The sequence below is a fragment of the Streptomyces sp. NPDC058239 genome, from assembly GCF_042882185.1.
Classification (GTDB): domain Bacteria; phylum Actinomycetota; class Actinomycetes; order Streptomycetales; family Streptomycetaceae; genus Streptomyces.
In genome coordinates this window covers 28,042-49,755 of record NZ_JBHVWS010000020.1, presented here as the reverse complement: position 1 = coordinate 49,755, position 21,714 = coordinate 28,042, and the positions used below count along the sequence as shown (strand labels likewise).

At 69.4% G+C, this 21,714-nt stretch carries 25 protein-coding genes and 1 pseudogene; 12 read left to right on the top strand and 14 right to left on the bottom strand.

Going from position 1 to position 21,714, the window contains the following annotated elements:
• Positions 1 to 17 precede the first annotated feature (17 nt).
• From ACFVYE_RS21835 to ACFVYE_RS21815, 5 genes are all read right to left on the bottom strand, one after another.
• Positions 18 to 1,598, bottom strand: a complete 1,581-nt coding sequence (locus ACFVYE_RS21835) for an ABC transporter substrate-binding protein (RefSeq protein WP_383958706.1) — start codon at positions 1,596 to 1,598, stop codon at positions 18 to 20.
• Between the two features lie 117 nt (positions 1,599 to 1,715).
• Positions 1,716 to 2,471, bottom strand: a complete 756-nt coding sequence (locus tag ACFVYE_RS21830; protein WP_383958708.1) for an SDR family oxidoreductase — start codon at positions 2,469 to 2,471, stop codon at positions 1,716 to 1,718.
• Positions 2,472 to 2,491: 20 nt separating this feature from the next.
• The gene (gene fabG, locus ACFVYE_RS21825) at positions 2,492 to 3,253 is read right to left on the bottom strand and encodes a 3-oxoacyl-ACP reductase FabG (protein WP_383958710.1); all 762 of its coding nucleotides are present in this window, start codon (positions 3,251 to 3,253) and stop codon (positions 2,492 to 2,494) included.
• A 236-nt stretch (positions 3,254 to 3,489) separates the two neighbouring features.
• Positions 3,490 to 3,873, bottom strand: coding sequence for a DUF3037 domain-containing protein (locus tag ACFVYE_RS21820; RefSeq protein ID WP_383958712.1), 384 nt, complete (start codon positions 3,871 to 3,873; stop codon positions 3,490 to 3,492).
• Positions 3,870 to 4,727: a HipA family kinase gene (locus tag ACFVYE_RS21815; RefSeq protein WP_383958714.1), complete on the bottom strand. Its 858-nt coding sequence runs from the start codon at positions 4,725 to 4,727 to the stop codon at positions 3,870 to 3,872. The genes ACFVYE_RS21820 and ACFVYE_RS21815 overlap by 4 nt, the downstream gene beginning before the upstream one ends.
• A gap of 484 nt (positions 4,728 to 5,211) precedes the next feature.
• Here ACFVYE_RS21815 and ACFVYE_RS21810 point away from each other — a divergent pair, with 484 nt between their 5' ends.
• Entirely contained in the window at positions 5,212 to 5,691 is a 480-nt protein-coding gene (locus ACFVYE_RS21810) for a TetR/AcrR family transcriptional regulator (RefSeq protein WP_389606948.1), read from the top strand.
• A gap of 283 nt (positions 5,692 to 5,974) precedes the next feature.
• On the opposite strand, the gene ACFVYE_RS21805 is transcribed toward ACFVYE_RS21810, so the two are convergent.
• Positions 5,975 to 6,355 (bottom strand): hypothetical protein, encoded by a 381-nt coding sequence (locus tag ACFVYE_RS21805; RefSeq protein WP_389606946.1) that lies wholly within the window; start codon positions 6,353 to 6,355, stop codon positions 5,975 to 5,977.
• A gap of 207 nt (positions 6,356 to 6,562) precedes the next feature.
• Here ACFVYE_RS21805 and ACFVYE_RS21800 point away from each other — a divergent pair.
• Both ACFVYE_RS21800 and ACFVYE_RS21795 read left to right on the top strand, forming a co-directional pair.
• A pseudogene (locus ACFVYE_RS21800) lies at positions 6,563 to 6,920 on the top strand (alpha/beta hydrolase family protein); the annotation flags it as partial.
• A 72-nt stretch (positions 6,921 to 6,992) separates the two neighbouring features.
• Positions 6,993 to 7,445 carry a Rieske (2Fe-2S) protein gene (locus ACFVYE_RS21795; protein ID WP_383958720.1) on the top strand — a complete coding sequence of 151 codons (453 nt, stop codon included), beginning with the start codon at positions 6,993 to 6,995 and terminating at the stop codon, positions 7,443 to 7,445.
• Between the two features lie 24 nt (positions 7,446 to 7,469).
• On the opposite strand, the gene ACFVYE_RS21790 is transcribed toward ACFVYE_RS21795, so the two are convergent.
• The gene (locus tag ACFVYE_RS21790; protein ID WP_383958722.1) at positions 7,470 to 8,117 is read right to left on the bottom strand and encodes a cysteine hydrolase; all 648 of its coding nucleotides are present in this window, start codon (positions 8,115 to 8,117) and stop codon (positions 7,470 to 7,472) included.
• 111 nt (positions 8,118 to 8,228) lie between these two features.
• On the opposite strand from ACFVYE_RS21790, the gene ACFVYE_RS21785 reads away from it, so the two are divergent.
• Positions 8,229 to 8,705: a pyridoxamine 5'-phosphate oxidase family protein gene (locus ACFVYE_RS21785; protein WP_383958724.1), complete on the top strand. Its 477-nt coding sequence runs from the start codon at positions 8,229 to 8,231 to the stop codon at positions 8,703 to 8,705.
• Between the two features lie 16 nt (positions 8,706 to 8,721).
• On the opposite strand, the gene ACFVYE_RS21780 is transcribed toward ACFVYE_RS21785, so the two are convergent.
• A complete protein-coding gene (locus ACFVYE_RS21780) occupies positions 8,722 to 9,636 on the bottom strand; it encodes a LysR family transcriptional regulator (RefSeq protein ID WP_383958726.1) in 915 nt (304 codons plus the stop codon).
• Between the two features lie 126 nt (positions 9,637 to 9,762).
• On the opposite strand from ACFVYE_RS21780, the gene ACFVYE_RS21775 reads away from it, so the two are divergent.
• Positions 9,763 to 10,650, top strand: coding sequence for a DMT family transporter (locus ACFVYE_RS21775; protein ID WP_389607025.1), 888 nt, complete (start codon positions 9,763 to 9,765; stop codon positions 10,648 to 10,650).
• Here ACFVYE_RS21775 and ACFVYE_RS21770 read toward each other — a convergent pair.
• Positions 10,641 to 11,972, bottom strand: coding sequence for an aminotransferase class I/II-fold pyridoxal phosphate-dependent enzyme (locus tag ACFVYE_RS21770; RefSeq protein ID WP_383958730.1), 1,332 nt, complete (start codon positions 11,970 to 11,972; stop codon positions 10,641 to 10,643). The two genes, ACFVYE_RS21775 and ACFVYE_RS21770, sit on opposite strands and share 10 nt — an antisense overlap.
• A gap of 35 nt (positions 11,973 to 12,007) precedes the next feature.
• On the opposite strand from ACFVYE_RS21770, the gene ACFVYE_RS21765 reads away from it, so the two are divergent.
• A complete protein-coding gene (locus ACFVYE_RS21765; protein ID WP_383958732.1) occupies positions 12,008 to 12,703 on the top strand; it encodes a pyridoxamine 5'-phosphate oxidase family protein in 696 nt (231 codons plus the stop codon).
• 56 nt (positions 12,704 to 12,759) lie between these two features.
• On the opposite strand, the gene ACFVYE_RS21760 is transcribed toward ACFVYE_RS21765, so the two are convergent.
• On the bottom strand, positions 12,760 to 13,716 hold the full coding sequence (locus ACFVYE_RS21760; RefSeq protein WP_383958734.1) for a DMT family transporter: 957 nt from the start codon (positions 13,714 to 13,716) through the stop codon (positions 12,760 to 12,762).
• A gap of 237 nt (positions 13,717 to 13,953) precedes the next feature.
• On the opposite strand from ACFVYE_RS21760, the gene ACFVYE_RS21755 reads away from it, so the two are divergent.
• Entirely contained in the window at positions 13,954 to 15,144 is a 1,191-nt protein-coding gene (locus ACFVYE_RS21755) for a serine/threonine-protein kinase (protein WP_389606942.1), read from the top strand.
• 251 nt (positions 15,145 to 15,395) lie between these two features.
• Positions 15,396 to 16,130: an IS701 family transposase gene (locus tag ACFVYE_RS21750; protein WP_383976207.1), complete on the top strand. Its 735-nt coding sequence runs from the start codon at positions 15,396 to 15,398 to the stop codon at positions 16,128 to 16,130.
• A 185-nt stretch (positions 16,131 to 16,315) separates the two neighbouring features.
• Here ACFVYE_RS21750 and ACFVYE_RS21745 read toward each other — a convergent pair whose 3' ends face one another.
• Together ACFVYE_RS21745 and ACFVYE_RS21740 are read right to left on the bottom strand one after the other, a co-directional pair.
• A complete protein-coding gene (locus ACFVYE_RS21745; RefSeq protein WP_383976209.1) occupies positions 16,316 to 17,335 on the bottom strand; it encodes a DMT family transporter in 1,020 nt (339 codons plus the stop codon).
• 63 nt (positions 17,336 to 17,398) lie between these two features.
• Positions 17,399 to 17,851, bottom strand: coding sequence for a nuclear transport factor 2 family protein (locus ACFVYE_RS21740; RefSeq protein WP_383976210.1), 453 nt, complete (start codon positions 17,849 to 17,851; stop codon positions 17,399 to 17,401).
• 103 nt (positions 17,852 to 17,954) lie between these two features.
• Between ACFVYE_RS21740 and ACFVYE_RS21735 the strand changes: the two genes are divergently transcribed.
• Positions 17,955 to 18,521 carry a TetR/AcrR family transcriptional regulator gene (locus tag ACFVYE_RS21735; RefSeq protein WP_383976212.1) on the top strand — a complete coding sequence of 189 codons (567 nt, stop codon included), beginning with the start codon at positions 17,955 to 17,957 and terminating at the stop codon, positions 18,519 to 18,521.
• 24 nt (positions 18,522 to 18,545) lie between these two features.
• Here the strand turns inward: ACFVYE_RS21735 and ACFVYE_RS21730 are convergent, their stop codons facing one another.
• Complete coding sequence (locus ACFVYE_RS21730) at positions 18,546 to 19,115, bottom strand: Clp protease N-terminal domain-containing protein (RefSeq protein ID WP_389606939.1); 570 nt, start codon at positions 19,113 to 19,115, stop codon at positions 18,546 to 18,548.
• Positions 19,116 to 19,361: 246 nt separating this feature from the next.
• On the opposite strand from ACFVYE_RS21730, the gene ACFVYE_RS21725 reads away from it, so the two are divergent.
• Together ACFVYE_RS21725 and ACFVYE_RS21720 are read left to right on the top strand one after the other, a co-directional pair.
• Positions 19,362 to 19,583, top strand: coding sequence for a hypothetical protein (locus ACFVYE_RS21725; RefSeq protein WP_389606937.1), 222 nt, complete (start codon positions 19,362 to 19,364; stop codon positions 19,581 to 19,583).
• Positions 19,584 to 19,644: 61 nt separating this feature from the next.
• Complete coding sequence (locus ACFVYE_RS21720; RefSeq protein WP_383976218.1) at positions 19,645 to 20,076, top strand: SRPBCC family protein; 432 nt, start codon at positions 19,645 to 19,647, stop codon at positions 20,074 to 20,076.
• A gap of 68 nt (positions 20,077 to 20,144) precedes the next feature.
• Here ACFVYE_RS21720 and ACFVYE_RS21715 read toward each other — a convergent pair whose 3' ends face one another.
• Positions 20,145 to 20,759: a PadR family transcriptional regulator gene (locus ACFVYE_RS21715; RefSeq protein WP_383976220.1), complete on the bottom strand. Its 615-nt coding sequence runs from the start codon at positions 20,757 to 20,759 to the stop codon at positions 20,145 to 20,147.
• 202 nt (positions 20,760 to 20,961) lie between these two features.
• Here ACFVYE_RS21715 and ACFVYE_RS21710 point away from each other — a divergent pair, with 202 nt between their 5' ends.
• Positions 20,962 to 21,621, top strand: a complete 660-nt coding sequence (locus tag ACFVYE_RS21710) for a DNA alkylation repair protein (protein WP_383976228.1) — start codon at positions 20,962 to 20,964, stop codon at positions 21,619 to 21,621.
• Positions 21,622 to 21,714: the final 93 nt, after the last annotated feature.

Below are 21,714 nucleotides of genomic sequence, written 5' to 3'. Positions count from 1 at the left end.
GCGAGCCCTGCCGGGGCCTACCAGCTGGCCTTGCGGTACAGCTCCCACATCTGCATGACCGTCTGCGGGTCCAGGGCACGCTCGCCGCCCCCTATGTCCTCGCCCGCCGCGACGTACAGCTTGCCCTGCCACAGCGGCAGCAGCCGCACGTCGTCGACCAGGATCTGCTGCGCCCGTTCGAACTGCTTGCTGACCGCGCCCCGGTCGCTCTCCTTGCGGGTCTGCGGCAGCACCTGCTCGGTGATCTCGCTCTTCATGTACGGCATCCCGGTGATGCTGTCCTTGCCCACGAAGGGGGCGATGAAGTTGTCCGGGTCCGGGAAGTCCGGGAACCAGCCGCGGCCGAAGACGGGGTACTGGCGCTTGTTGAAGCCTTCCTGGAACTCCTTCCAGGGCTTGCTCTTCAGCGTGATCCGGAACAGCCCGGAGGCCTCCAGCTGTCGCTTCAGCTCGTCGAACTCGGGGGCCGTGGACGAGCCGTACCGGTCGGTCGTGAACCAGAACGTCATCGAGACGGGCTTGGTGATGCCCGCCTTGACGAGAATCCGCTTCGCCTTGTCCTTGTCCGGATCACCGTAGGCGTCGAAGAAACTGGTGGTGTGTCCGGCGATGCCCTTGGGGACCATGGAGTACAGCGGTTCGGCCGTCCCCTGGTAGACCTTGGCCACCAGGGCGTCACGGTCGACGAGCTGGGCGATGGCCCGCCGTACGGCCACATTCCCGGCGGCCGGGTCCTCGGGGTTGAAGACCAGGAAGCGGATGTCGGCGCCGACCGTCTCGACAATCTGCAGATTGCTGTTCTTGTCCTTGTTGTCTTCCAGGCTGACGACCTCCTCGGCGGTGAGGCCGCGGTAGATCGCGTCGATCTCGTTCTTCTTCAGCGCCGTGACCACGGGGGCGGAATCCTTGAAGTACCGGATGGTCACAGCGTCGTTCTTGCGGTTGGCGAAACCCTTGTAGTCCGGATTCTTCACCAGTTCGGCCCGGTTCCCCGGCTTGTACGAATCCAGGAGATAGGGGCCGGATCCGGTGACCTTTCCGTCGCTGCGGACCTTGTGATTCGAATAGTCGCTGGGCGCCACCAGCGACATCGCAGGCGTGGCGAGGACGAACGGGAATGTGGCGTCCGGCTTGGTGAGATGGAAGACGACCATGTCGTCCCCCTTGGTCTCGACCCGGTCGAGCGAGCCGAGCATGCCGACAGGGCCGCCCTTGACCTTGAGGGCCGTGATCCGGTCCATGGAGTACTTCACGGCCTCGGCGTCGAGTTTGTCGCCATTGGAGAATTTCAGGCCCTCGCGGAGTTTGCACCGGTAGGCCGTGCTGGTCGTGTCGGTGAATTTGCACCATTTCGCCGCATCGGGCTCGGGGCTGGTGCTGCCTGTGGGGAAACTCACCAGGGTCTGGAAGACATTCCGCATCATTTCCCAGGAGTTGTCCCACGCCGCCGCCGGATCGAGGGTGGAGGGCTCGCTGGTCGTACCGACGACTATCTTCTGCTCCGTTTTCGAGCCGCTGTCGGAGAGAAGTCCGCAGCCTGCCAGCAGAGAGAGGGAAGCAAGGACTGCAGCGGCCTGCAGACTGGCCCGGTAGAACACGTGAACGCTCCTCGATCAGCCATGGGTCGGCAGACCATACCGCAGTGCCTCGTCGGGTCAATCCGCAGGCCCGACGAGGCACTTGAGTCAATCAGGCCAAACCCGCTCAGGCCGCTCTCAGCTCACGCCCGCATTCAGGAAGATCCCGCCGTCGACCACCAGGGTCTGTCCCGTGATCCAGTCGCTCTGGCTCGACGTGAGGAACGCGGCGGCGCCGCCGATGTCCTCGGGGACCCCCAGCCGGCCCAGCGGATAGGCCGCGGCAGCCTCTGCCTCGCGGCCCTCGTAGAGCGCCTGGGCGAACCTCGTCTTCACGACCGCGGGGGCGATCGCGTTGACCCGGACCACCGGCGCGAACTCGTGCGCCAGCTGAAGGGTCAGGTTGACCATGGCGGCCTTGCTCATGCCGTACGCACCGATGAAGGGCGAGGCGGAGATACCGGCGACCGAGGCGATGTTGACGATCGCTCCGCCGTTCTCCTTCTGCCAGGCCCTCCAGGTCTGCTGGGCGAAACCGAGCGCCGAGATCACATTCGTCTCGAAGACCTTGCGGGCGACATTGAGGTCGAGCTCCGCGATCGGGCCGAAGACCGGATTCGTACCGGCGTTGTTGATCAGGAAGTCGACACGTCCGAACGCCTCCATGGTGCGCTCGACCGCCGCCGCCTGGTGCGCCTCGTCGTGCGCCTTGCCCGCCACGCCGATGACGCGGTCGGAGCCGAGTTGCTCGACGGCCTCCTTGAGAGCGTCCTCGCCTCGCCCGGTGATGCACACGCGGTCGCCGCGCGCCACGAGCGCCTCGGCGATGCCGTAGCCGATGCCCCGGCTCGCGCCCGTGATGAGCGCGACCTTCCCACTGTCCTGCACAGCCATGATGTCCGAAACCCTTCGGGTCAGTTGAGCGGTCCGCCGGCGACGTACATGACCTGGCCGGAGACGAAGCCGGCCTCGTCGCCCGCGAAGAAGGCGATGGCGTTGGCGATGTCCTCGGGGCGGCCGACGCGCTGCACCGGGATCTGGGTGGCGGCAGCGGCCTGGAACTCCTCGAAGCCCATGCCGACCCGGGCCGCGGTCTGCGCGGTCATCTCCGTGACGATGAAGCCGGGTGCGACGGCGTTGGCGGTGATGCCGAACTTGCCGAGCTCCTTGGCGAGGGTCTTGGTGAAGCCCTGCAGACCGGCCTTGACAGCCGAGTAGTTGGCCTGGCCACGGTTGCCGAGCGCCGAGGAGGAGGAGAGCGAGACGATACGGCCGAACTTGGCGTCCACCATGTGCTTCTGGACGGCCTTGGCCATCAGGAACGCGCCCTTGAGGTGCACGTTCATCACGGTGTCCCAGTCGGACTCGCTCATCTTGAAGAGCAGGTTGTCGCGGAGCACGCCCGCGTTGTTGACAAGGATCGTCGGGGCGCCGAGCTCGGCGGCGACCCGCGCAACCGCGGCTTCCACCTGGGCGCTGTCCGACACATCGCAGCCAACGGCGAGGGCGGTGCCCCCGGCGGCGGTGATCTTCTCGACGGTGTCCTTGCAGGCCGCCTCGTCGAGGTCGAGTACGGCGACGGCGCGGCCCTCGGCCGCCAGGCGTACCGCGGTGGCGGCGCCAATGCCCCGCGCCGCTCCGGTCACGATGGCGACGCGCTGCTCGGTGGTGGACATGCTTGGTTCTCCTCGCCCTTGGATCGCGGCTCAGCGGACGTCGGGGCACCCCCGGCACGGAACCTTCGCGTGCGCGGAGCCTTCCCGATAACTGAGCAACCGCTTAGTACCTTCAGCAGACGAGACGCTAGAAGCCCTGGCACTCGGTGTCAACGGCCCACGGCCGCAGGGGCGCATGTCACACCCGGCGGCGCCGCTGCCGCGGTGGCTGCGGGCGGCGCCGCAGGGCGGGCGGATCAGCGCACCAGCAGGTCGAGCAGCCGTTCGACCTCGGCCTCCGGGTCGGTCGTGAGACCGCTGTGCACGGGGCTCGGCTGGACAACGGTGGAACGCGGTGCGATCAGCCAGCGGAAGCGACGGCCTGCGTCGTCGCGGGCCGCCTGGCCCGCGTCCGTACCGCCGCGGCACACGCCCTCGACGGCATGCAGGGCGGCCCGTACACCGACCGCATCGGCGGTCGGGTCCAGGGCCTTCAGCTTGGTCTCGTCGAGATGGGTACGGGCGGCGACGAAACCCTGCGCGTGGCAGTAGACGACCACGCCCGCGTTGAAGAACTCGCCGCGCTGCACTCGCGGCACCACGCGCAGCAGCGCGTACTCGAAGACATCGCGCTTGGTCACCGCTGGCCGTCCTTGTCGTTCTTCTTCTTGGTGGGGTGCGGCCAGGGAGTGAGGTGCTCGGTGAGCCAGCCGGGGGCCTGCGACGGCTTGGGCTCGGTGGGGCCCTCCATGGTGATCCGCTCATGAATGGTGGCGGCGCGCGGCAGCAGCGCTGCCACATAGGCGCGGCGCAGTTCGTCGGTGGAGTCGAAGCCGGGCTCGTCCACCAGCCACTCGTCGGGGACATCGGCCGCGACCTCGGTGAGCAGTTCCTCGGTGACCAACGGGGCGAGCTCGGCGGCGGCCGTCGCGATATCGGGGGCGAACGGGGCCAGCGCATGGTCCGAGGCGTTGTACGGCTTGGCGGCGGAGGCCTGGGCGCCGGGCCAGTTGTGGTGCCAGATCATGGTGGCGCCGTGGTCGATGAGCCACAGGTCGCCGTGCCAGATCAGCATGTTCGGGTTGCGCCAGGACCGGTCGACGTTGTTGATCAGAGCATCGAACCAGACGACACGTCCGGCTTCCCGGGAGTCCACCTGGTAGGCGAGCGAGTCGAAGCCGATCGAGCCGGGCAGGAAGTCCATCCCGAGATTGAGCCCGCCGCTGGCCTTCAGGAGTTCCTGCACCTCCTGGTCGGGCTCGGCGAGCCCGATGACCGGGTCGAGCTGGATCTGTACGAGGTCGGGGACGCGAAGGCCGAGCCTGCGGCCGAGTTGTCCGCAGATGACCTCCGCGACCAGTGTCTTGCGGCCCTGTCCGGCGCCGGTGAATTTCATGACGTAGGTGCCGAGGTCGTCGGCTTCGACGATTCCGGGCAGCGATCCGCCCTCCCGCAAGGGCGTGACGTAGCGGGTCGCGGTGACTTCGGTGAGCATTTTTCCAGGCTATCCGGCGCTCGGACCGTACGATCCACGGTCGGGCCGGAGCCTCGGTCCTCCTGTGAGACCCGGTACGGACCCGGGGGAGAATCCGGGGAGTTGTGGGCCTGAACCGGCAGGTCTGCCGCGCGGGCACGGGCGCCGAGCCCGGGGCCGGAGCGCATCATGAGCGCGTGGACGGCCGACGCGGCCACGACACCGACGGGCAGGGCGAGGTCGGCGCCCCCGGCCCGGGGCACGGGCGAGCGGGCCCTCGACGCCCAGACAGCGAACAATCCCCGCGCGGCCGTTCCGTTCACGCTCGGGAATGTGATCGATGCCGTGGGCCTCTATGCGTCCGGCCCGATCGGAGACCGGCCCGATGCCGGATGCCGGATGCGTCAGTGTGCGGGGCGGGAATCGTGGAAGCCACGGAGCCCTCCGAGCGCCGGCCGTACCCACTCGCTCGCTTATTGGTCGCACACTCAATAGCCTCGCCGGTATGTCGTCAGACATCCAGCGGAAGCGGATTCATAAGACACCATCGGACCGACGTGCGGAAATCGTCGACGCAGCTGCCGCCGTCGCCCTGACCGAGGGGCTGGAGTGCATCACTCCGCGCCGGATCGGCGAGCAGCTCGATGTCCACCCGGGTCTCATCAGCCACTACTTCCCGGCGGTGGAGGACCTCGTGGCCGAGGCATTCGGCACTGCCGCGGCGCCGAACCGGACACCCTCGCACCCCACGGGCAGGGCGGCGGAAACGCCCACGAAGCACCTCGCGCGCTTCTTCGCACTCGCGACGGGTGCCGCATACGACGACATCAGCCGGCTCTGGATCAACGCGCGGCACCTGAGTCGCCATCGTCCCGTCTTGCGCGACAGGGTCGGCCGCCAGGAGGCCACATGGCGCAGCCGCCTGGGGGCCTCATCCGCGAGGGCGTGGACCGAGGAGAGTTCCGCACCACTGACCTGTATGTGACGACCATTCAGATCTTGGTTGTCATCGACGGTCTCGGCGCGCACGCCAACACCGACACCAGAAACCGCCCCGAAGCGGTGACACGGATGGCTGTCAGCACGGCCGAACGCGAGCTCCTGGAGAGCAGCGCGCTCATGGACCAGACCGGTGCGCTCGGAGTCAGCCGGACCGGCCCCTCCTCTTCGCCGCGTTGCGCGAGGGAAAATCGGTCTTCCGCACGAACGACGCGACAGCTCGCTGACCCCGCATCGTCACCGCGCGGGAAACCCCGGAGACGTATCGCCTACGAACACAGCCTCGCCTCGACCCGGCTGCGGAGAAGCTCATATTCCTCACGGAGCCGCACGATCTCCGCAGGCCGTTCAATCACAACTCCGCCGACCACTTTCTCATCGGGGCCGAACTGCTCGCGGGTGAGATCGACTTCGATCCCCATGCCCAGACGGTTCCACCAGTGGTAGTCCACTCGCTCGCCATTGACATGAACCTCACCGCGCATCAGCTCACCGCCCAACAGGTCATGCACCACCAGGGCGGTGACACCGCACTGGTCGCGCGCCGGATTGTCCGGGGTCCAGTTCGGACGGTGATCCGGCGTCGTGGTGTCCGCGCCCCAACCGCCGCGAATGGCCCGCTCAAGATCGTTGAAGTTCCTCAGTGTCATACCGCTCAGCCTTGCAGACGCCTCTGACAGTCACGCGCGATGCGTGGCCTTCCCGCAGCCCGGCCCGTGCCTGGGCAAGGGCCGGTCAGTCCGGATTCCGCCTGTCGCACTGTCTCCATCGCTCCCCCGTTCGACTCCACGGCTGACGACGCACTCGACACCCGCGATTCCCCCGGCAGCCCGTCCGTACCCTCCGCTTCTCGCTCGGAGGTCTTCCACGCGGCGATCGCCGGTGGTGCGCCGACCGACCGACGGCTCTGCGACACCCATTGGGAGGAACGGCTTCTCGGCCACCCGGATGTACTTCCGGAGAACCATGACCGCAGTTCACTGCACTCGGAGGCGGCCTGGCTGACACGCCCTCTCATGCTGGTGCACGGACGTGCCGATGACAATGTGGCCGTCGCTCACACGCTGCGGTTCTCCGCCGCGCTGCTGGCTGCGGGCCGGTCGCACACGGTTCTGCCGTTGTCCGGGTCCGGCCATGCGGTCACCCGGTGAGGAGACAGTCGGCAATCTGTTGCTGCTGGAGCGGGACTTCCTCAAGAAGTCCCTGGGGCGTTGAACGCGGGCGTTCAGCTGCGCGTACCCCTGGTCGGACACCTAAGTCATGAACATCGCGGAAAGGAAAGCCAGCATGAGCGCATCGCAGGACCACGAGGTCCGTCCCGGGCGTCGGACCGTTGTCGCAGCGGTCGGGGCCGTCTCGGTGGCTGCCGTACTCACCGCGTGCGGCAGCCAGAAGGACTCGGGCGGTTCGGATGCGGTCGAGCCGGCCGGCGGCGGATCGGACGGCGGCGGACCCGCTCTGGCGAAGACCGCCGACATTCCGGAGGGCGGCGGAAAGATCTTCGCCGACCAGGGCGTCGTGGTGACGCAGCCCAAGGCCGGCGAGTTCAAGGCGTTCTCGTCGAAGTGCACCCACCAGGGATGCGCGGTGTCGAGCGTGTCGGACGGAGCCATCAACTGCCCCTGTCACGGAAGCAAGTTCGATGTGGCGACGGGCAGTGTGACGGCAGGTCCGGCCACCCAGCCGCTGCCCGCGCGGCCGATCACGGTTGAGGGCGACTCGATCAAGCTCGCGCCCTAGCCCCGGTCCGGCCTGGTCCGCCGATCAGGCCCCGGCACGCCCTCGGCTCCGCCAGCAGCCGAGCACGTCATCGGTGGTCGTGATGGTGGCGACGAGGGCAAGTGTGTTGCGGATCATCGCGGGGGTGTAGTCGGCCGGCACCCCCGCGATGGCGTCGGACGGCACCACCGCCGTATATCCGAGATTCACCGCGTCGAACACGGCATTGGGGATGGCGACATTGGCCGAGACGCCGGTGACGACGAGCGTCCGGCAGCCGAGGTTGCGGAGCAGTGCGTCCACATCCGTGCCGGCGATGGGCGAGAGGCCGTGGAGTCTGTGCACGACAAGGTCTTCGTCCGCCACCTCGATGGGTGCGGCGATCCGTACCGCCATGGTGCCCGAGTGCTGTTGTACGGGCAACCGGCCGGCGGCCCGGAAGAGGCGGGCGTTGTTGTTGGCACCCCGCCCGTCGGGACGACGCTCGGCCACCGCGTGCAGTACCTGGACCCCGGCCTCGTGGGCGGCTGCGACCAGTCGGGCGACGCGGTGGAGGGCGCCGGAGGACCTGACCTCCTCGGCCAGTTCGGGCAGCGCGCTGCCCGGGCCCACGACGCCCTGCTGGCATTCGACCGTCAGGAGCACGGTGGTGGCCGGATCGAGCTGCTCGGCGAGCTGTTCCTTCGACGGCACGGCTGCCCCTTTCGGTGGCGGATCGGGCGCGCGAGGTTAGCCGCCATTGCGTGATGAGGGAATGGACCCCATGCTTTCTGACACAGAGTCAGCTATCGGGAGGGGCGCCCAATGGCCGCCATTCAGCGACGGGGCCGTCGGATCATGATGACGGACGCGGAACGCGACACCTATCTCGTCGAGCAGCGCACTTGCCGGGTCGCCACCGTGTCCGCGGACGGCCGCCCGCATATCGGCGCCCTCTGGTTCACCTGGGACGGCACCTCGATCTGGCTGTACTCCATCACCCGCAGCCTGCGCTGGTCCCAGCTGCGCAAGGATCCGAGAATCGCGGTGGTCGTGGACGACGGGGTGGAATACGCGGATCTGCGCGGCATCGAACTCTCCGGCGCGGCCGTCCCTGTGGGCGAGGCACCCCGCACCGGCGAACCGTGCCCGGAACTCGACGTGCCGGAGAGGCTGTTCGCGGCGAAGTACTTCGGGATGGACACCATGCCGCACGACGGCCGGCACGCCTGGCTGCGACTCACCCCTCAGTCCATCACCTCCTGGGACTTCCGGAAGCTCGCAGGACCGTCCGCGACCTGAGGCCCCCTTCTCCGTCCTACGACGACGGCGCATCCAGCTCCCGACCGGCCATCCGCAGCGCCGCCACGGCCGCCCTGATCGACGGACGCCGGTCCGCGTCGGTACGCCACACGGCATGGACGTGTCGTCGCATCTTCTGTCGTACGGGCACGAGCCGCACCCCGTCGGGCACCGGCCCTCGGCCCAGCCGCGGCGCCACACAGACCCCCATCCCTGCAGCGATCAGGGCGAGTTGGGTGTGGTGCTCGCCCGCCAGATGCGCGATGCGCGGTTCGATGCCCTTCGAGCGCAGAGTGAACATCAGCCAGTCGTAACAGAATTCGCCCTCCGGCCATGACACCCATTCGTCGTCGGCGAACTCCTCCAGGTCCACCTCCGCCCGGTCCGCGAGCCGATGACCGGCCGGCATCGCGATGTCCGGTGCGTCGTCGAGGAGTTCGGACTTGGCCAGGCCACCGGGCACCGGCAGCCGCTTGTTGCTCCAGTCCAGCACCACCGCAAGGTCGACGTCGCCCCTGATCACCGCACGGATTCCATCCTCGGGCTCCAATTCCCGTGTGCGTACACGGAGTTCGGGGTGATCGGCGCGCAGTGCGAGGAGCGCCGCGGGAAAGAGTCCACGCGCTGCGGTCGGAAATGCGGAGAGCCGGATCTCGCCCACCACCTCACCGCGCTGCGCCTCGATGTCGGACTGGGCCAGCGCCACCTGGGACAGGATCCGGGCCGCGTGGTCGGCGAGCAGTTGACCGGCGTCGGTGAGCCGGATCCCGCGGCCGTTCTTGGCGAGGAGCTGCTGCCCCACCTCCCGCTCCAGCTTCGACATCTGCTGGGAGACCGCCGATGTGGTGATGTGCAGCCCCTCGGCGGCACCGCTGACCGAACCGTGCCGGGCGAGGGCATCCAGGGTACGCAGGCGCTCCAGGTTCAACATGTAAGCAATGCTACGCGAATTCCCGCACAAAATCTCACTTGTCCTACGCGATTGTTTTCGTCATGGTTGACCCCATGAGCGCCCCTGCCACGCCGAGAACCACTCCTCCCGCCAAGCCCTCCGCCCCTGCCCCGCCGGCCGGGACGACCGCTCATCTGGGGTTTCAGCTTCCTTCTGATCAAGGTCGGAACCGAGGGGTACGCCCCGTTCCAGGTGACTCTCGGCCGCCTTCTGTCGGGCACGGCAGTGCTTGCCGTCGCGATGGCGGTACGGCGTGAGCGGTTGCCGCGCGGCGCCCGCACGTGGGGGCACCTTGCCGTCGCCGCGTTCTTCCTGAACGCACTGCCGTTCTCGCTCTTCGCGTACGCCGAGCTGAGCATCCCGTCGACGCTGGCCGGAATCTGCAATGCGACCTCGCCCCTGTGGGGCATGGCGCTTTCGCTCGTCGCACTCTCCGAGGACCGGCCGACCCGTCGCCGCGTCGCCGGACTCGGGCTCGGATTCCTCGGTGTACTTACCGTGCTGGGCGCCTGGCAGGGCTTCTCCGGGCTGGACTTCAGCGGTACGGCCATGGCTCTGCTCGCTTCCCTCAGCTATCCGGTCGGCTGGATCTACGTCCGCAGGACGCTGGCGGGCAGCGGTTCGTCCACTCTGGCCCTGACCGGCAGCCAGCTCTTTCTCGGCACGGTGCAGATCGCCCTGGTGACCCCGCTGTTCACATCGGCTCCCGATGGATTTCCGCTGCTCCCGACGCTTGCCGTGGTCGCCCTGGGGGCGCTCGGCACGGGCCTCGCGGTGCTGATGCAGTACGGCCTGGTGGAGGAGGTCGGACCGACGACCGCACAGATGGTGACCTACTTCATTCCGGTGATCGCCACCGCGGCCGGAGTCGTCGTGCTCGGCGAGCAGCTGAGCTGGAACACTCCGGTCGGCGCGCTCGTGGTCCTGGCAGGTGCCGCTCTCACCCAGAGCAGGGCGCGCAGCGGCAAGGCCCGGACCGAGGCTCAGCCGTAGTTCAGCGGTTTCGCCGGTCCCGCCGCTGCCGCCACCGCATCGGCCAGCGGCCCGATGTCGGCCCCGGCCAGCGGTGAGACGGTGAGCCGTATCCCCTGGGGCGCGGTCATCCGGAACCGCGCCCCGGGCGCCACCGCCCAGCCTGCGTGCAGCAGCCGCGCCACCGCACCGGTCTCGTCGGCGACCGGTACCCACACGTTCATGCCACTGCGTCCGTGCGCCTCCACGCCCCGCTCCTCCAGCGCCTTCACGAGCGCGTCCCGCCGCTCTGCGTACGCCGCTGCCACCTCGCCCGTATCGACTGCGCCCGAGGACCACAGGTGCACCACGGCCCGTTGCAGCAGTCTGCTGACCCAGCCGGGGCCCAGCCGCTGCCGGCCCGACACCCGGTCGACCGTGACCGGGTCGCCGGTCAGCACGGCGACCCGCAGATCCGGTCCGTACGCCTTGGCCACGGACCGCACGAATGCCCACCGGTCCGTGGCGCCCGCCAGCGGATACAGCGGCAGATCGACGATGGCATGCCCGTGGTCGTCCTCGATCAGGAGGACGCCGCGGTGTCCGGCGAGAACGCCCCGCAGCTCGAAGGCGCGCGCGGCGCTGATCGCGGCCCCGGTCGGATTCTGCGCGCGGTCGGTGATCACGAGGGCGCGGGCACCGGCGTTGAGCGCGTGCTCGACGGCATCGGGCAGCGGTCCCTCGTCGTCGAGCGCGACGGGCACCGGGCGCAGCCCCAGCGCCGGTACGAGATCCAGCAGGCTCCCCCACCCCGGGTCCTCGATGGCCACCGCGTCACCGGGCTTGAGATGCGCGACCAGTACGCGCTCGATCGCATCCAGCGATCCGGAGGTCGCGACGACGGATCCGGCCGGCACTCCGTCGGCATCCAGCGCGGCGCGGGCGAGTGCGGCGAACTCCGGGTCCACCGAAGCCTGTCCGTACATTCCGGGCCGCCGCGCATACTCACCCGCGACCGCCGCGAACGCCTCCCCCAGCGCGGGCAGCAGCGCCGGATCGGGGTTCCCCGCCCCCAGGTCCCGCACCCCGGGCGGCGCCTCGACCCGGAGCGAACCGCGCGCCGTACTCGCGGGTCGCGGCCGCACCCTGCTGCCCCGGCGCCCGGCCGTCTCGATCACCCCGCGCTCGCGGAGCGTGCGGTAGGCGGCCGCGACCGTATTGGGATTCACCCCCAGCAGGTCCGCCAACTCCCGCATGGGCGGCAGCACTTGTCCGGGGGCGAGCTCCCCCGAACCGACCCCGCGCTCCACACTGGCGGCAATTTCCGCTGCACGCCGCCCAACGATCCGATACTCTCCTAGCACAAACAAGATTATGCACTAGTGCAATGGAGTACGCAATGCCGGACACCGCATCGCCGCAGACCACGGGCCCGGACGCCGCAGCCGGATACCAGCCGACCGAGCGCACCGTCCCGACCCGCTCCCGCGATCGCGCGGCATACGACCGGGAACTGGTCCACTCGATACTCGACGAGGCGTACGTGTGCCATCTCGGCTTCGTCCGTGACGGCTCACCGGTCGTTCTGCCGACGCTCTTCGGCCGGGTCGGCGAGCGGCTCTATGTACATGGCTCGACCGGCTCCCGGCCGCTGCGGGAGGCCGGCCGGACCGATCCCGGCCTGCCCGTCTGCCTGACGGTGACGCATGTCGACGGGCTGGTGCTCGCCCGTTCCGCCTTCCACCACTCGATCAACTACCGCTCCGTGGTGGTCCACGGCATCGCGCGCACGGTCACCGACCCGCAGGAACGGCGGACGGCCCTCGACGCGATCGTCGACCACGTGGTGCCGGGCCGGTCCGCGGACTCGCGGCCCGCCGACGAGAAGGAGCTGGCCGCGACAGCGGTCATCCGCCTGGACCTCCAGGAGGTCTCCGCCAAGATCCGCACCGGCGGACCCAACGACGAACCCCGCGACCTCGAACTGCCCCACTGGGCGGGCGTCGTCCCGCTCGCCCACGGCTATGCGACGCCGCTCCCCTCGCACGACCTCGATCCCGCCATCGGGGTGCCGGACTACATCACTGCGCTCTGACCCCTCACGGGGTGGCCGAGCCCGCCCCGCCGGGTACGGCCCGGCCACCCCGGTGGTCAGGCCGGCACGGCCGCCCGGCGGCGGGCGTGCACGGCGCTGCGCGCCTCGGCGAACGCCAGCCCCGCCACGGCCCCGAGGAGCAGCAGTGTCCCGACGACGGTGGCCGTGGTGAGCTGTTCGCGGAGCACCACCACGGCGATGACCGCCGCGCTGACCGGTTCGAGCAGCATGATCACGGACACCGTCGCGGCACGTATCGCCGCGGCGCCCGCGAAGTAGAGCGCATAGGCGAGCGCGGTCGGTACCGCCGCCACATACACCAGCAGCGTCACGACGTGCGCGGCCTGAGCGGTATGCGGTACGAGCCCCTCGGCCGCGGCCATCGGCAGCAGTCCGACGGCTCCGATCCCGAATGCCCATGCGCTGGTGGCGAGCGAGTCGGTGGCTCCGCCGTCGCGGCCGAGCCAGCGGGTCAGCAGGGTGATCGTCGCGTAGCCGGCCGCGGAGAGCAGTGCCAGGGCGACTCCGGCGGGCCGCACGGTCGCTCCGTCGCCGCCGAGCACCAGTACGGCGAGCCCGGCCAGCGCACCCACCACCGCGGTGAGTCCGCCGCGTCCCAGCCGCTCTCCCATGGTCAGCCGTGCACCGACCGCGATGAACACGGGGCCCGCTCCAAGGGTGACGACGGTCCCGACCGCGAGGCCGGTCGCCTCGACGGCCGCGAAGTACGCGCTCTGGAAGACGGTGAGACCGATGCCGGTCCCCAGGACGCGCAGCAGCCGACGACGGCGCGGTTCGGCGGGGACGGCCGCACGTCGAGGCCGTAGCGCCAGAGCGGCGAGCAGCAGCACGAGGCCGCCCAGGCAGCGCCAGAACGACAGGGCGAGCGGACCCAGGTCGCTGACCTCGAAGATCAGCGAAGCGGCGGCCCCGGCAGTGCCCCAGGCGACACCGGCAACGATCAGATAGAAGAGGCTCCGCCCGACGGGCAGGCCGGCAGCAGGGTTCGGCACGTGACTTCTCCAGATGAAGACAGGACGGTGGTCGCTCGGCTCCGTACACGGGCAGCGACGAACCGCTCGGAACTGCCCGAGCCCGGTCTTCGTCAGGAGTGGCCGCCCGCGCTGGTACTGCAACCGCATCTGGTGTGACGGGTCTTGGTCGCTGTCGTGCCGCCCGCACCACCGGCGCCGGGGCCCCGGGCGCTGAGTCATACTGATGCGCCGAACACAGGGAAGGGCTTACAGCGCATGGGGCACGGGGTGAACGGTGCGGGCCTGCCGGATCGTATCGGCGGGTATGCCGTGGAGCGGGAGTTGGGGGCCGGCGGGATGGGCACCGTGTATCTCGCGCGTTCGCGCGGCGGGCGTGCGGTGGCCGTGAAGGTGGCGCGCCCGGAGCTCGCGGCCGACCCGCACTTCCGGGAGCGGTTCCGGGCCGAGGTCGCGGCCGCGCGCAGCGTGGGCGGCTTCCACACGGCCCCGGTGGTGGACGCGGACCCGGCGGCGGTGGCGCCCTGGCTGGCCACGGCGTACGTTCCCGGGCCCACGCTCGCCGCGCTGCTCGAAGCCGAGGGGCCGATGGGCGAGGCGCGGCTGCGGCAGCTGGGCGCGGCGCTCGCCGAGGCGCTGGTGGCGATCCACGGCTGCGGCCTGGTGCACCGTGATCTGAAGCCCGGCAACATCATCATGGCCGCGGACGGCCCGCGGGTCCTGGACTTCGGCATCGCGCGGGCGCTGGAGTCGACCCGTCTGACGGCCACCGGTGTGGCGTTCGGGACGCCGGGGTTCCTGGCGCCCGAGCAGGCGCAGGGGCTTGAGGTCGGCGGTGCCGCGGATGTGTTCGCGCTGGGGGCGGTGCTCGTCGCGGCGGCGGGCGGCAGTGCGTTCGGTGCGGGTACGCCGATGGGCCTGATGTACCGGTCGGTGCACGAGGCACCGGACCTGGCCGCGGTGCCGGACGGCCTGCGGCCGGTCCTGGCGGCGTGCCTCGCCAAGGAACCGGACCAACGGCCCACACCGGACGGTGTGTTGGACCTGCTGGCGCCGGACGGTACGACGTACTCCCCCACCGTGGCGATTCCCCCGCTGCCCGCCTACGCACCGTCCAGCGCCGTCCCCCTGCATCAGGCGCCCACCGAGGCCGCCCCCGTGGGCGACGCACCGGACGACAGCGACCTCGCCTTCGTGGCGCTTGCCCCGGAGAGTTCCCTCCTGGTCGACGCCGGGGGTGTCGTGCTCGGCTCGAAGGCCGGGGACCAGGCGTTCACCTGGGCGGAGATCAGCACCGTCGAGTACGCGGCCGAGGGCCCCAAACACCTCAAGGTCACCGTCCGCCTCCACAACGGCACCACCCACCAGTCCCTGCTCGCCGCCCGCAGGCGGGCCCGCCTCCAGGAGTGGCTGGAGGATCTGCCGCTGATCCTGGAGTGCTTCGTCTGACGCACGCACGCCGCCCCGCACGGCCGGCCGCCGCCCCGGATTTCCCACGGGCCTCCCGATGTCGGGCGCCGGATCGGTTTCAGCGGCTACGACGGCGGCAAGGACAAGGGGCACTTCACCTCCGCTGTCGGGAACCCTGATGGCCCTGTCGGCCTTCCCGGGCGCCCCGAAACGCGCCAGGCAGTGCCACACCTTCAAGATCGGTACCTTCCTGGCCCATGCCTCCCCCAAGGGCCGGGCCTTGACCGACCGTGAGCTCTACATCCCGGCCTACCGAGGACCGGGACCGCTGCCGCGCCGCCGGGATCGGTGACGAGATCGCCTTCGCGACCAAGAACGAACACTTCCGCTGGATGCTGCAGCGCGCCATCGATGCCGGCATCCCGTTCGCGTGGGTCACCGCGGACGAGGCGTACGGGCAGGTCAAGCACACACGGTTCTGGCTGGAGGAACGCGGCATCGCCTACGTCCTGGCCGCCAAGGTCAACGACACCGTGAACACCGCCCAGGGCGGGGAGTCCCGTGTCGACGCCCTCGTCGCCTTGCATCCCCACCAGCGGTGGAAGCGCCTGTCGGGCGGCGCCGGCGCCCACGGCGAGCGGATCTACGACTGGGCCCGCGTCCCGATCCGGTACGCCTGGGAGAACGGCTTCGGGCACCGGGTCCTGGCCCGGCGCTCCGTCGATAACCCGAGCGAGATCGCCTACCACGTCTGCTTCGGGCCGGTCACCTCGCGCCTGAAAGACCTGGTCAGGGTGGCTGCCGTACGGCGGGAGGTCGAGGAGTGTTTCCAGAGCGCGAAGGGCGAGTGCGGCCTGGACCACTACCAGGTCCGCCTCTACCGGGCCTGGTATCGCCACATCACCCTGGCCATGGCCACGCACGCCTACCTGACCGCAGTCCGCGCCGCAGAAGCCATAAAAGGGGCACCGAAGACGACGAGCAAGACCTCATACCCCTCAGCGCCCCGGAGATCTGCCGGTTGATGGGCCACACCCTCGTCACGCGCCACTGCCACAGCAACGACCACCGTCTGCACTGGTCACGCTACCGACGACGAAGCCAAGCCCGAGCCCGCAGATCCCACTACAAACGCCGAGGCCACAACCTCCAGCGGTTGCAGTACTAGGCGGCAGGCGGCGGAAGTACGGTCGAATGCATGATCGTCACATTACGTCGCAGCACGACGCGCGGCCAACTCCCCCTCGGCAGCGGTACGGCCTCCGTCCGGTCCCGCAGTGTGCCCCTCGCCCCGTCCGGATGCGACGGGACCGGAGGGCGTCTTCGGTGTCGTGGACTGGGCGATGAAGGCACCGATCAACACCATGGAACCGCCGATGAGCTGCGGCGCCGACAGGTGCTCGCCGAGCATCACCCAGGCGAGCACGGTGGCGATGACCGCCTCGAGACAGGCGACGACACCCGCCACCGCGGGTGAGAGCAGCCGCACCGAGATCACTCCGGTGACGTAGGCGATCACCGTCGATATCAGCACGGTCCAGACGAGCAGCAGCCAGGCGGGTACATCCGTGCCGTCCATGCCCGCGCTGCCGCCCAGAACCGACCAGTCCATGCCCCAGGGCCGTGCGACCACGGTGAGGACGACCGTGCCGATCAGCAGCCCGTACGCGATGACTCCGACCGGATGCGGAGGTTCGACACCTTCCGCGCCGCCCTGGTCCGACAGGACGAAGTAGCCGACCTGACAGCAGGCGGCGCCGAGCGCGAGCAGCAGCCCGACCACGTCGAAGCTCAGCCCCGACCAGATCTCGACCACACAGGTGAGTCCGCCGACGGCGAGCACCACACCGACCGCGGCACGCCGGGCGACCGGCCGGCGCTGGACGAAGCGGACCCAGCCGAGGACGAGCGCGGGCGCCAGATACTCGACGAGAAGAGCGACACCGACGGGGACACGGGAGATCGCAGCGAAGTAGAAGGCCTGCACACCGGCCACGGCGAGCAGCCCGAACCCCAGCAGCAGGATTGGCCGGCTACGCACGAGAAGCCGGTGGCGCCAGGCGACGGGCAGCATGACAAGGGCGGCACCCGCCACCCGTAGCCACACCACATGGAGCGGATCGAGTCCTGCCTCGATCAGCGGCTTGGCCGCCACCCCTGAACCACCGAATGCGAACGCCGAGGCCAGGGCAAGTCCCAGGCTGGCGCTTCTCCCCTGAGACGCGTGCATCGGCACATCATGACAGCTGCGGTCAGTAGCGTCACCCCTGTGACCCCTGACGCACGCTCTCCGTCAGACGCCCGGCTCCACCGCAGCTTCCGCCATCAGCTCGCCCCGCTCGGCGGCAGCCAGTCCGTCCATGTAGTCACGGACCCGCGTGATCAGTCCGTCATGGACGCGGACGATCAGCACACCGGGCACGGTGAGGGTCCCGGTCGGCAGTGCGCCGACCACGACGTGCTCGCCAATGATCACTTCCGGATCGGCGGTCTCGTGGATCTCCATGTCCTCGATGGCCTCCACCCGGACGGGGCTCGCACCCCAGGCCGCCCGGTATCCGGCACGCACCTCCTCGCGCCCCTCATAGCGGGAGGGAAACCCGGGGGAGGTGAACGGGAACTCATGCACCGCGTCCGCGGCGTAAAGGTCGGCGAGGTCGTCCGCGGACTTGTCGAGCATGGCCTGGTGGTAGCGGGCCAGCACCTCGCGGGGCGTAAGGGCTGAGGGCTTCTGCAGACCTGACACGGAACTCACTCCATCCACTGCTCACTCCGTTCACTCAACGAATGTTGACCCAATCAACGTACGAGCCCGTCAAGGCTTCGGTCAACGGCTGTAGAGTGAAATCGTGACCGTCCCTCACATCTCCCGCGCCGACCGCCGCCGAGCCACCGAGGCCCGCATCCTCGACAGCGCCCGTGAGCTGTTCGCCGAGCGGGGCTTCGATCGCACCACCATCCGTGCCGTGGCAGCCGCAGCAGGCGTCGATCCGGCTCTGGTCATGCAGTACTTCGGGGCGAAACGCGAGTTGTTCACCCAGGCCTTGCAGGCACCCCCCGCGCTGCCGACCGACACCGACGGCGACGCGCTGGTGGATCAACTGATCGCCACGCTCGGCCTCAAGCTCGGTGGCCTTCCCGACGGCACGCTGGCGATGATGCGCTCCATGCTCACCGATCCGGCCGCGGCCGATCACGCCCGCGCGATCCTCGACCGGCAGATCGACAACATCGGCGCGGCGCTGCCGGAGGCCGAGGACCCCGAGCTGCGCGCCGCACTGGTCATCACCACCATGGTCGGCGTCACCATCGGCCACCAGCTCCTCGGCCTCGACGCCCTCCGCGACGCTCCCGCCGACCGCATCGCCGCCCTGCTCCGCCCGGCCTTCAAGGCCCTGACCGAACCATCACGCTGAATCGGGCGCCCGCACGTCAGGCCGTCAGCCCCCGACTCCCTGCCACCCCTGGCCGGACGCCCCCACGATCCGGGCTGCAAGCCGCTCCGCGTCGACGCCGGCCCGCTGCAGCACCTCGACGGCCCGGCACTCGTGGTCCGAGGCCAGTGCCGCCAGCAGATCGAGCCCTCCGGCCCGCGCGTCGCCGCGCAGCTCCGCCCGCTCGCGGGCTTCGGCCATTGCCGAAGCGGCCGAGGGCGACCAGCCCTCCACCCCCGTGTCCCGCACCGCGGAATCCCGGTCCTCGACGACCGGGACAGCACCGGAGTCCTCCACGGCACCCTGCCAGCGGAGCCCGTATCCGATACTGCGCTGGACGAGATATCCGAGCACCTTGGCCAATTGGGGTCCGCCCTCGAAGGCCGCCCGCACCTCGGGGTCCGATTCGATGAGGGAGTGCAGCAGATGCGCGGTGTCGATCTGCCGGTCGCCGTCGCGCAGTGCGCGCCTTCGGGCACCCGTCACCACGGCGGCCAGCTCCACAGTGAGTCTGGCGTCGAACTCAGCACGGTTCGGTGCGGGCTGCTGAGGGATCCGCGGCGTCCGGTTTTGCACACCTCTTACCCCATCAGTCCCACCGCGCCGAAGCATCGCCGGAGGGGCCCATTTAGGCATCCCACGCAAGTTGGGCACAACAGAGCGGTTCCTCCTCCTTACGGATGAGATCTCGCCATTTCCGGATCCGATCCGGGAAAACGGCGCGCGCCGCCTTGCACCGCACCCCCTCAGCGACCGCGAGCCTCTCTCGTACACCCCATACGCCACACCACCCATACAGCAGCCGGAAGGGAGCCCGCGGACGTGTCCTGGCTGGTCGCCCTACCGGCGCTCGACGGACGGGAGTACGTATACCGGATCCACGCACCGGCGGACGCCCTGCGCGCCGATATCTTCTGGGCCGCGTTCCACTGCCATGACGACGGCCCGCACCCGCGCGCCTCCGACCGATTCGATGCCGCACTGATCTGGCCGGCGGGAGCGGAGGGAACGGACCACACAGATCTGACAGTTCATCAGCATTGAATGTTCACGTCACTGCGACTACGTTCCGCGACACCGTAACCCGCCGAGAAGGGGTGGTCGCATGGCCGAAGTCAGTGCAGAAGCACGCATCGAAGCACCGGCCGAGAAGGTCTGGGCCCAGCTGACGGACTTCACCGCGTACGGCCAGTGGAACGCCACCCACACCAGTTTCCCCAAGGGCGGCCCGACGGCACTCGAACTCGCGGCCACCTACGAGGAGAACATGAAGCTCATGGGCTTCCCCGCCGAGGTGACCTGGACGGTGGCGGAGCTGGAGACCGCGCGCCTGCTGACCACCAAGGGCAAGGGGCCGATGGGCGTCAACCTGGCCATGCGCTACTCACTGACCCCCGACGGGGACGCGACCACGGTACGCATCGACGGGGAGTTCACCGGCGCCGCGGTCTCCCTGATGGCGGGCAAGCTCAAGGACTCGGCAACCGCCGCGCTCGTCGAGTCGCTGCGCAAACTGGGCGGGCTCGTCGCCGCCTGACCGCCACCGGGGCGACGGGAAGGGCCCCGCGGCTCGGCCGCGAGGCCCTCAGCGCCCCGCCCACGGGCTCAGTGCTCGTCGGCGAGGATCAGATAGAGCTTCTTACGGGCGTCATTGATGACTGTGAGCGCCTTCTGGCGCTGATCGGCCGAGCCGGTCTTCCAGACCTGGCCGAACGCCTCCATCAGACCGAAACCGGCCTGCCGGATTTCATTGACGCTCTCCCAGTCGACTCCCCGCCCGGCTTCCTCCCAGGGCGCGTCGGGACCCGACTCCGCCTCGGTGCGGCCGGTTTCGGTGAGCGTGAACAGCTTCTTGCCGCCCTCGCTCGCGCTGACGATCAGGCCCTCGTCCTCCAGCAGCTGGAGGGTCGGATAGACCGAGCCCGGACTGGGCCGCCAGGCCCCGCCGCTGCGCTCGCCGATCTCCTGGATCATCTCGTACCCGTGCATCGGCCGGTCCTTCAGCAGCGCCAGGATCGACGCGCGAACGTCACCGCGGCGCGCCCTCCCCCGGCCACCGCCCCGGCCGCGTCCGCCGCCGAAGGGGCCACCCCCGAAGGGACCGCCACCGAACGGCGGACCGAACTGCCCGAAGGCCGCCCGCCGCCCCTCGAAGTCGCCCCGACCTTGATGACCGGGCCCGCAGTGCCCATGTCCGTGCTCATGTCCATGTGAACGCATCGCTACGCTCCTTCCATCGTTGATCTGTCGCGATGCGTCAACGATATATCGGAACCGGTCGCTTGGCAAATAGCCTGGTCGGCCTTCGGGTGCGTCCCGTCTCGGTGAAGGTTGATCATTCTCATTGGAGCCTGGTGACCGGTAGGTTCGTCTCACTGAAGTTCGAGCGGCCGAACGTGCGGAGGCTCAGGTGGCCGAGACGATGCTGGGCGAGGTGATGGCCGAGCTGGCCGAACTCCAGGACCCGAAGGCACGCGAGGTGAACGAGAAGCACGGTGACGATCACGGTGTGAACCTCGGCAAGCTGCGCGCGCTCGCGAAGCGGCTGAAAACGCAGCAGGAACTCGCGTGCCGGCTCTGGGAGACGGATGACACCGCGGCGAGACTGCTGGCGATCCTGATCTGCCGCCCGAAGGCTTTCGAGCGCGACGAGTTGGACGTCATGTTGCGCGAGGCGCGCACACCCAAGGTGCACGACTGGCTCGTGAACTACGTGGTGAACAAGAACCCGCACTCCGAAGAGCTGCGCCTGGCCTGGTTCGCCGATCCGGATCCAGTGGTCGCGAGTGCCGGCTGGGCGCTGACCACCGAACGCGTGACGAAGAAGCCCGAGGGCCTCGACCTTGTAGGACTGCTCGACGTCATCGAGGCGGAGATGAAAGACGCCCCGGATCGCCTCCAGTGGGCGATGAACCACTGCCTGGCTCAGATCGGGATCCAGCACGCAGAGCACCGCACCCGCGCAATCGACATCGGTGAGCGTCTGGAGGTGCTCAAGGACTACCGGACTTCCCCGGGCTGCACGTCTCCGTTCGCACCCGTCTGGATCACCGAGATGGTGCGCCGACAGCACGATGAGTAGGAAGGTTCGCGCTCACGCTCGTGCCCCTACTCCCTCAGAACGCGGCACCCGACGCGAACCGGCCGTGTGGGGCCTCACGTCGCCTACGGCTGG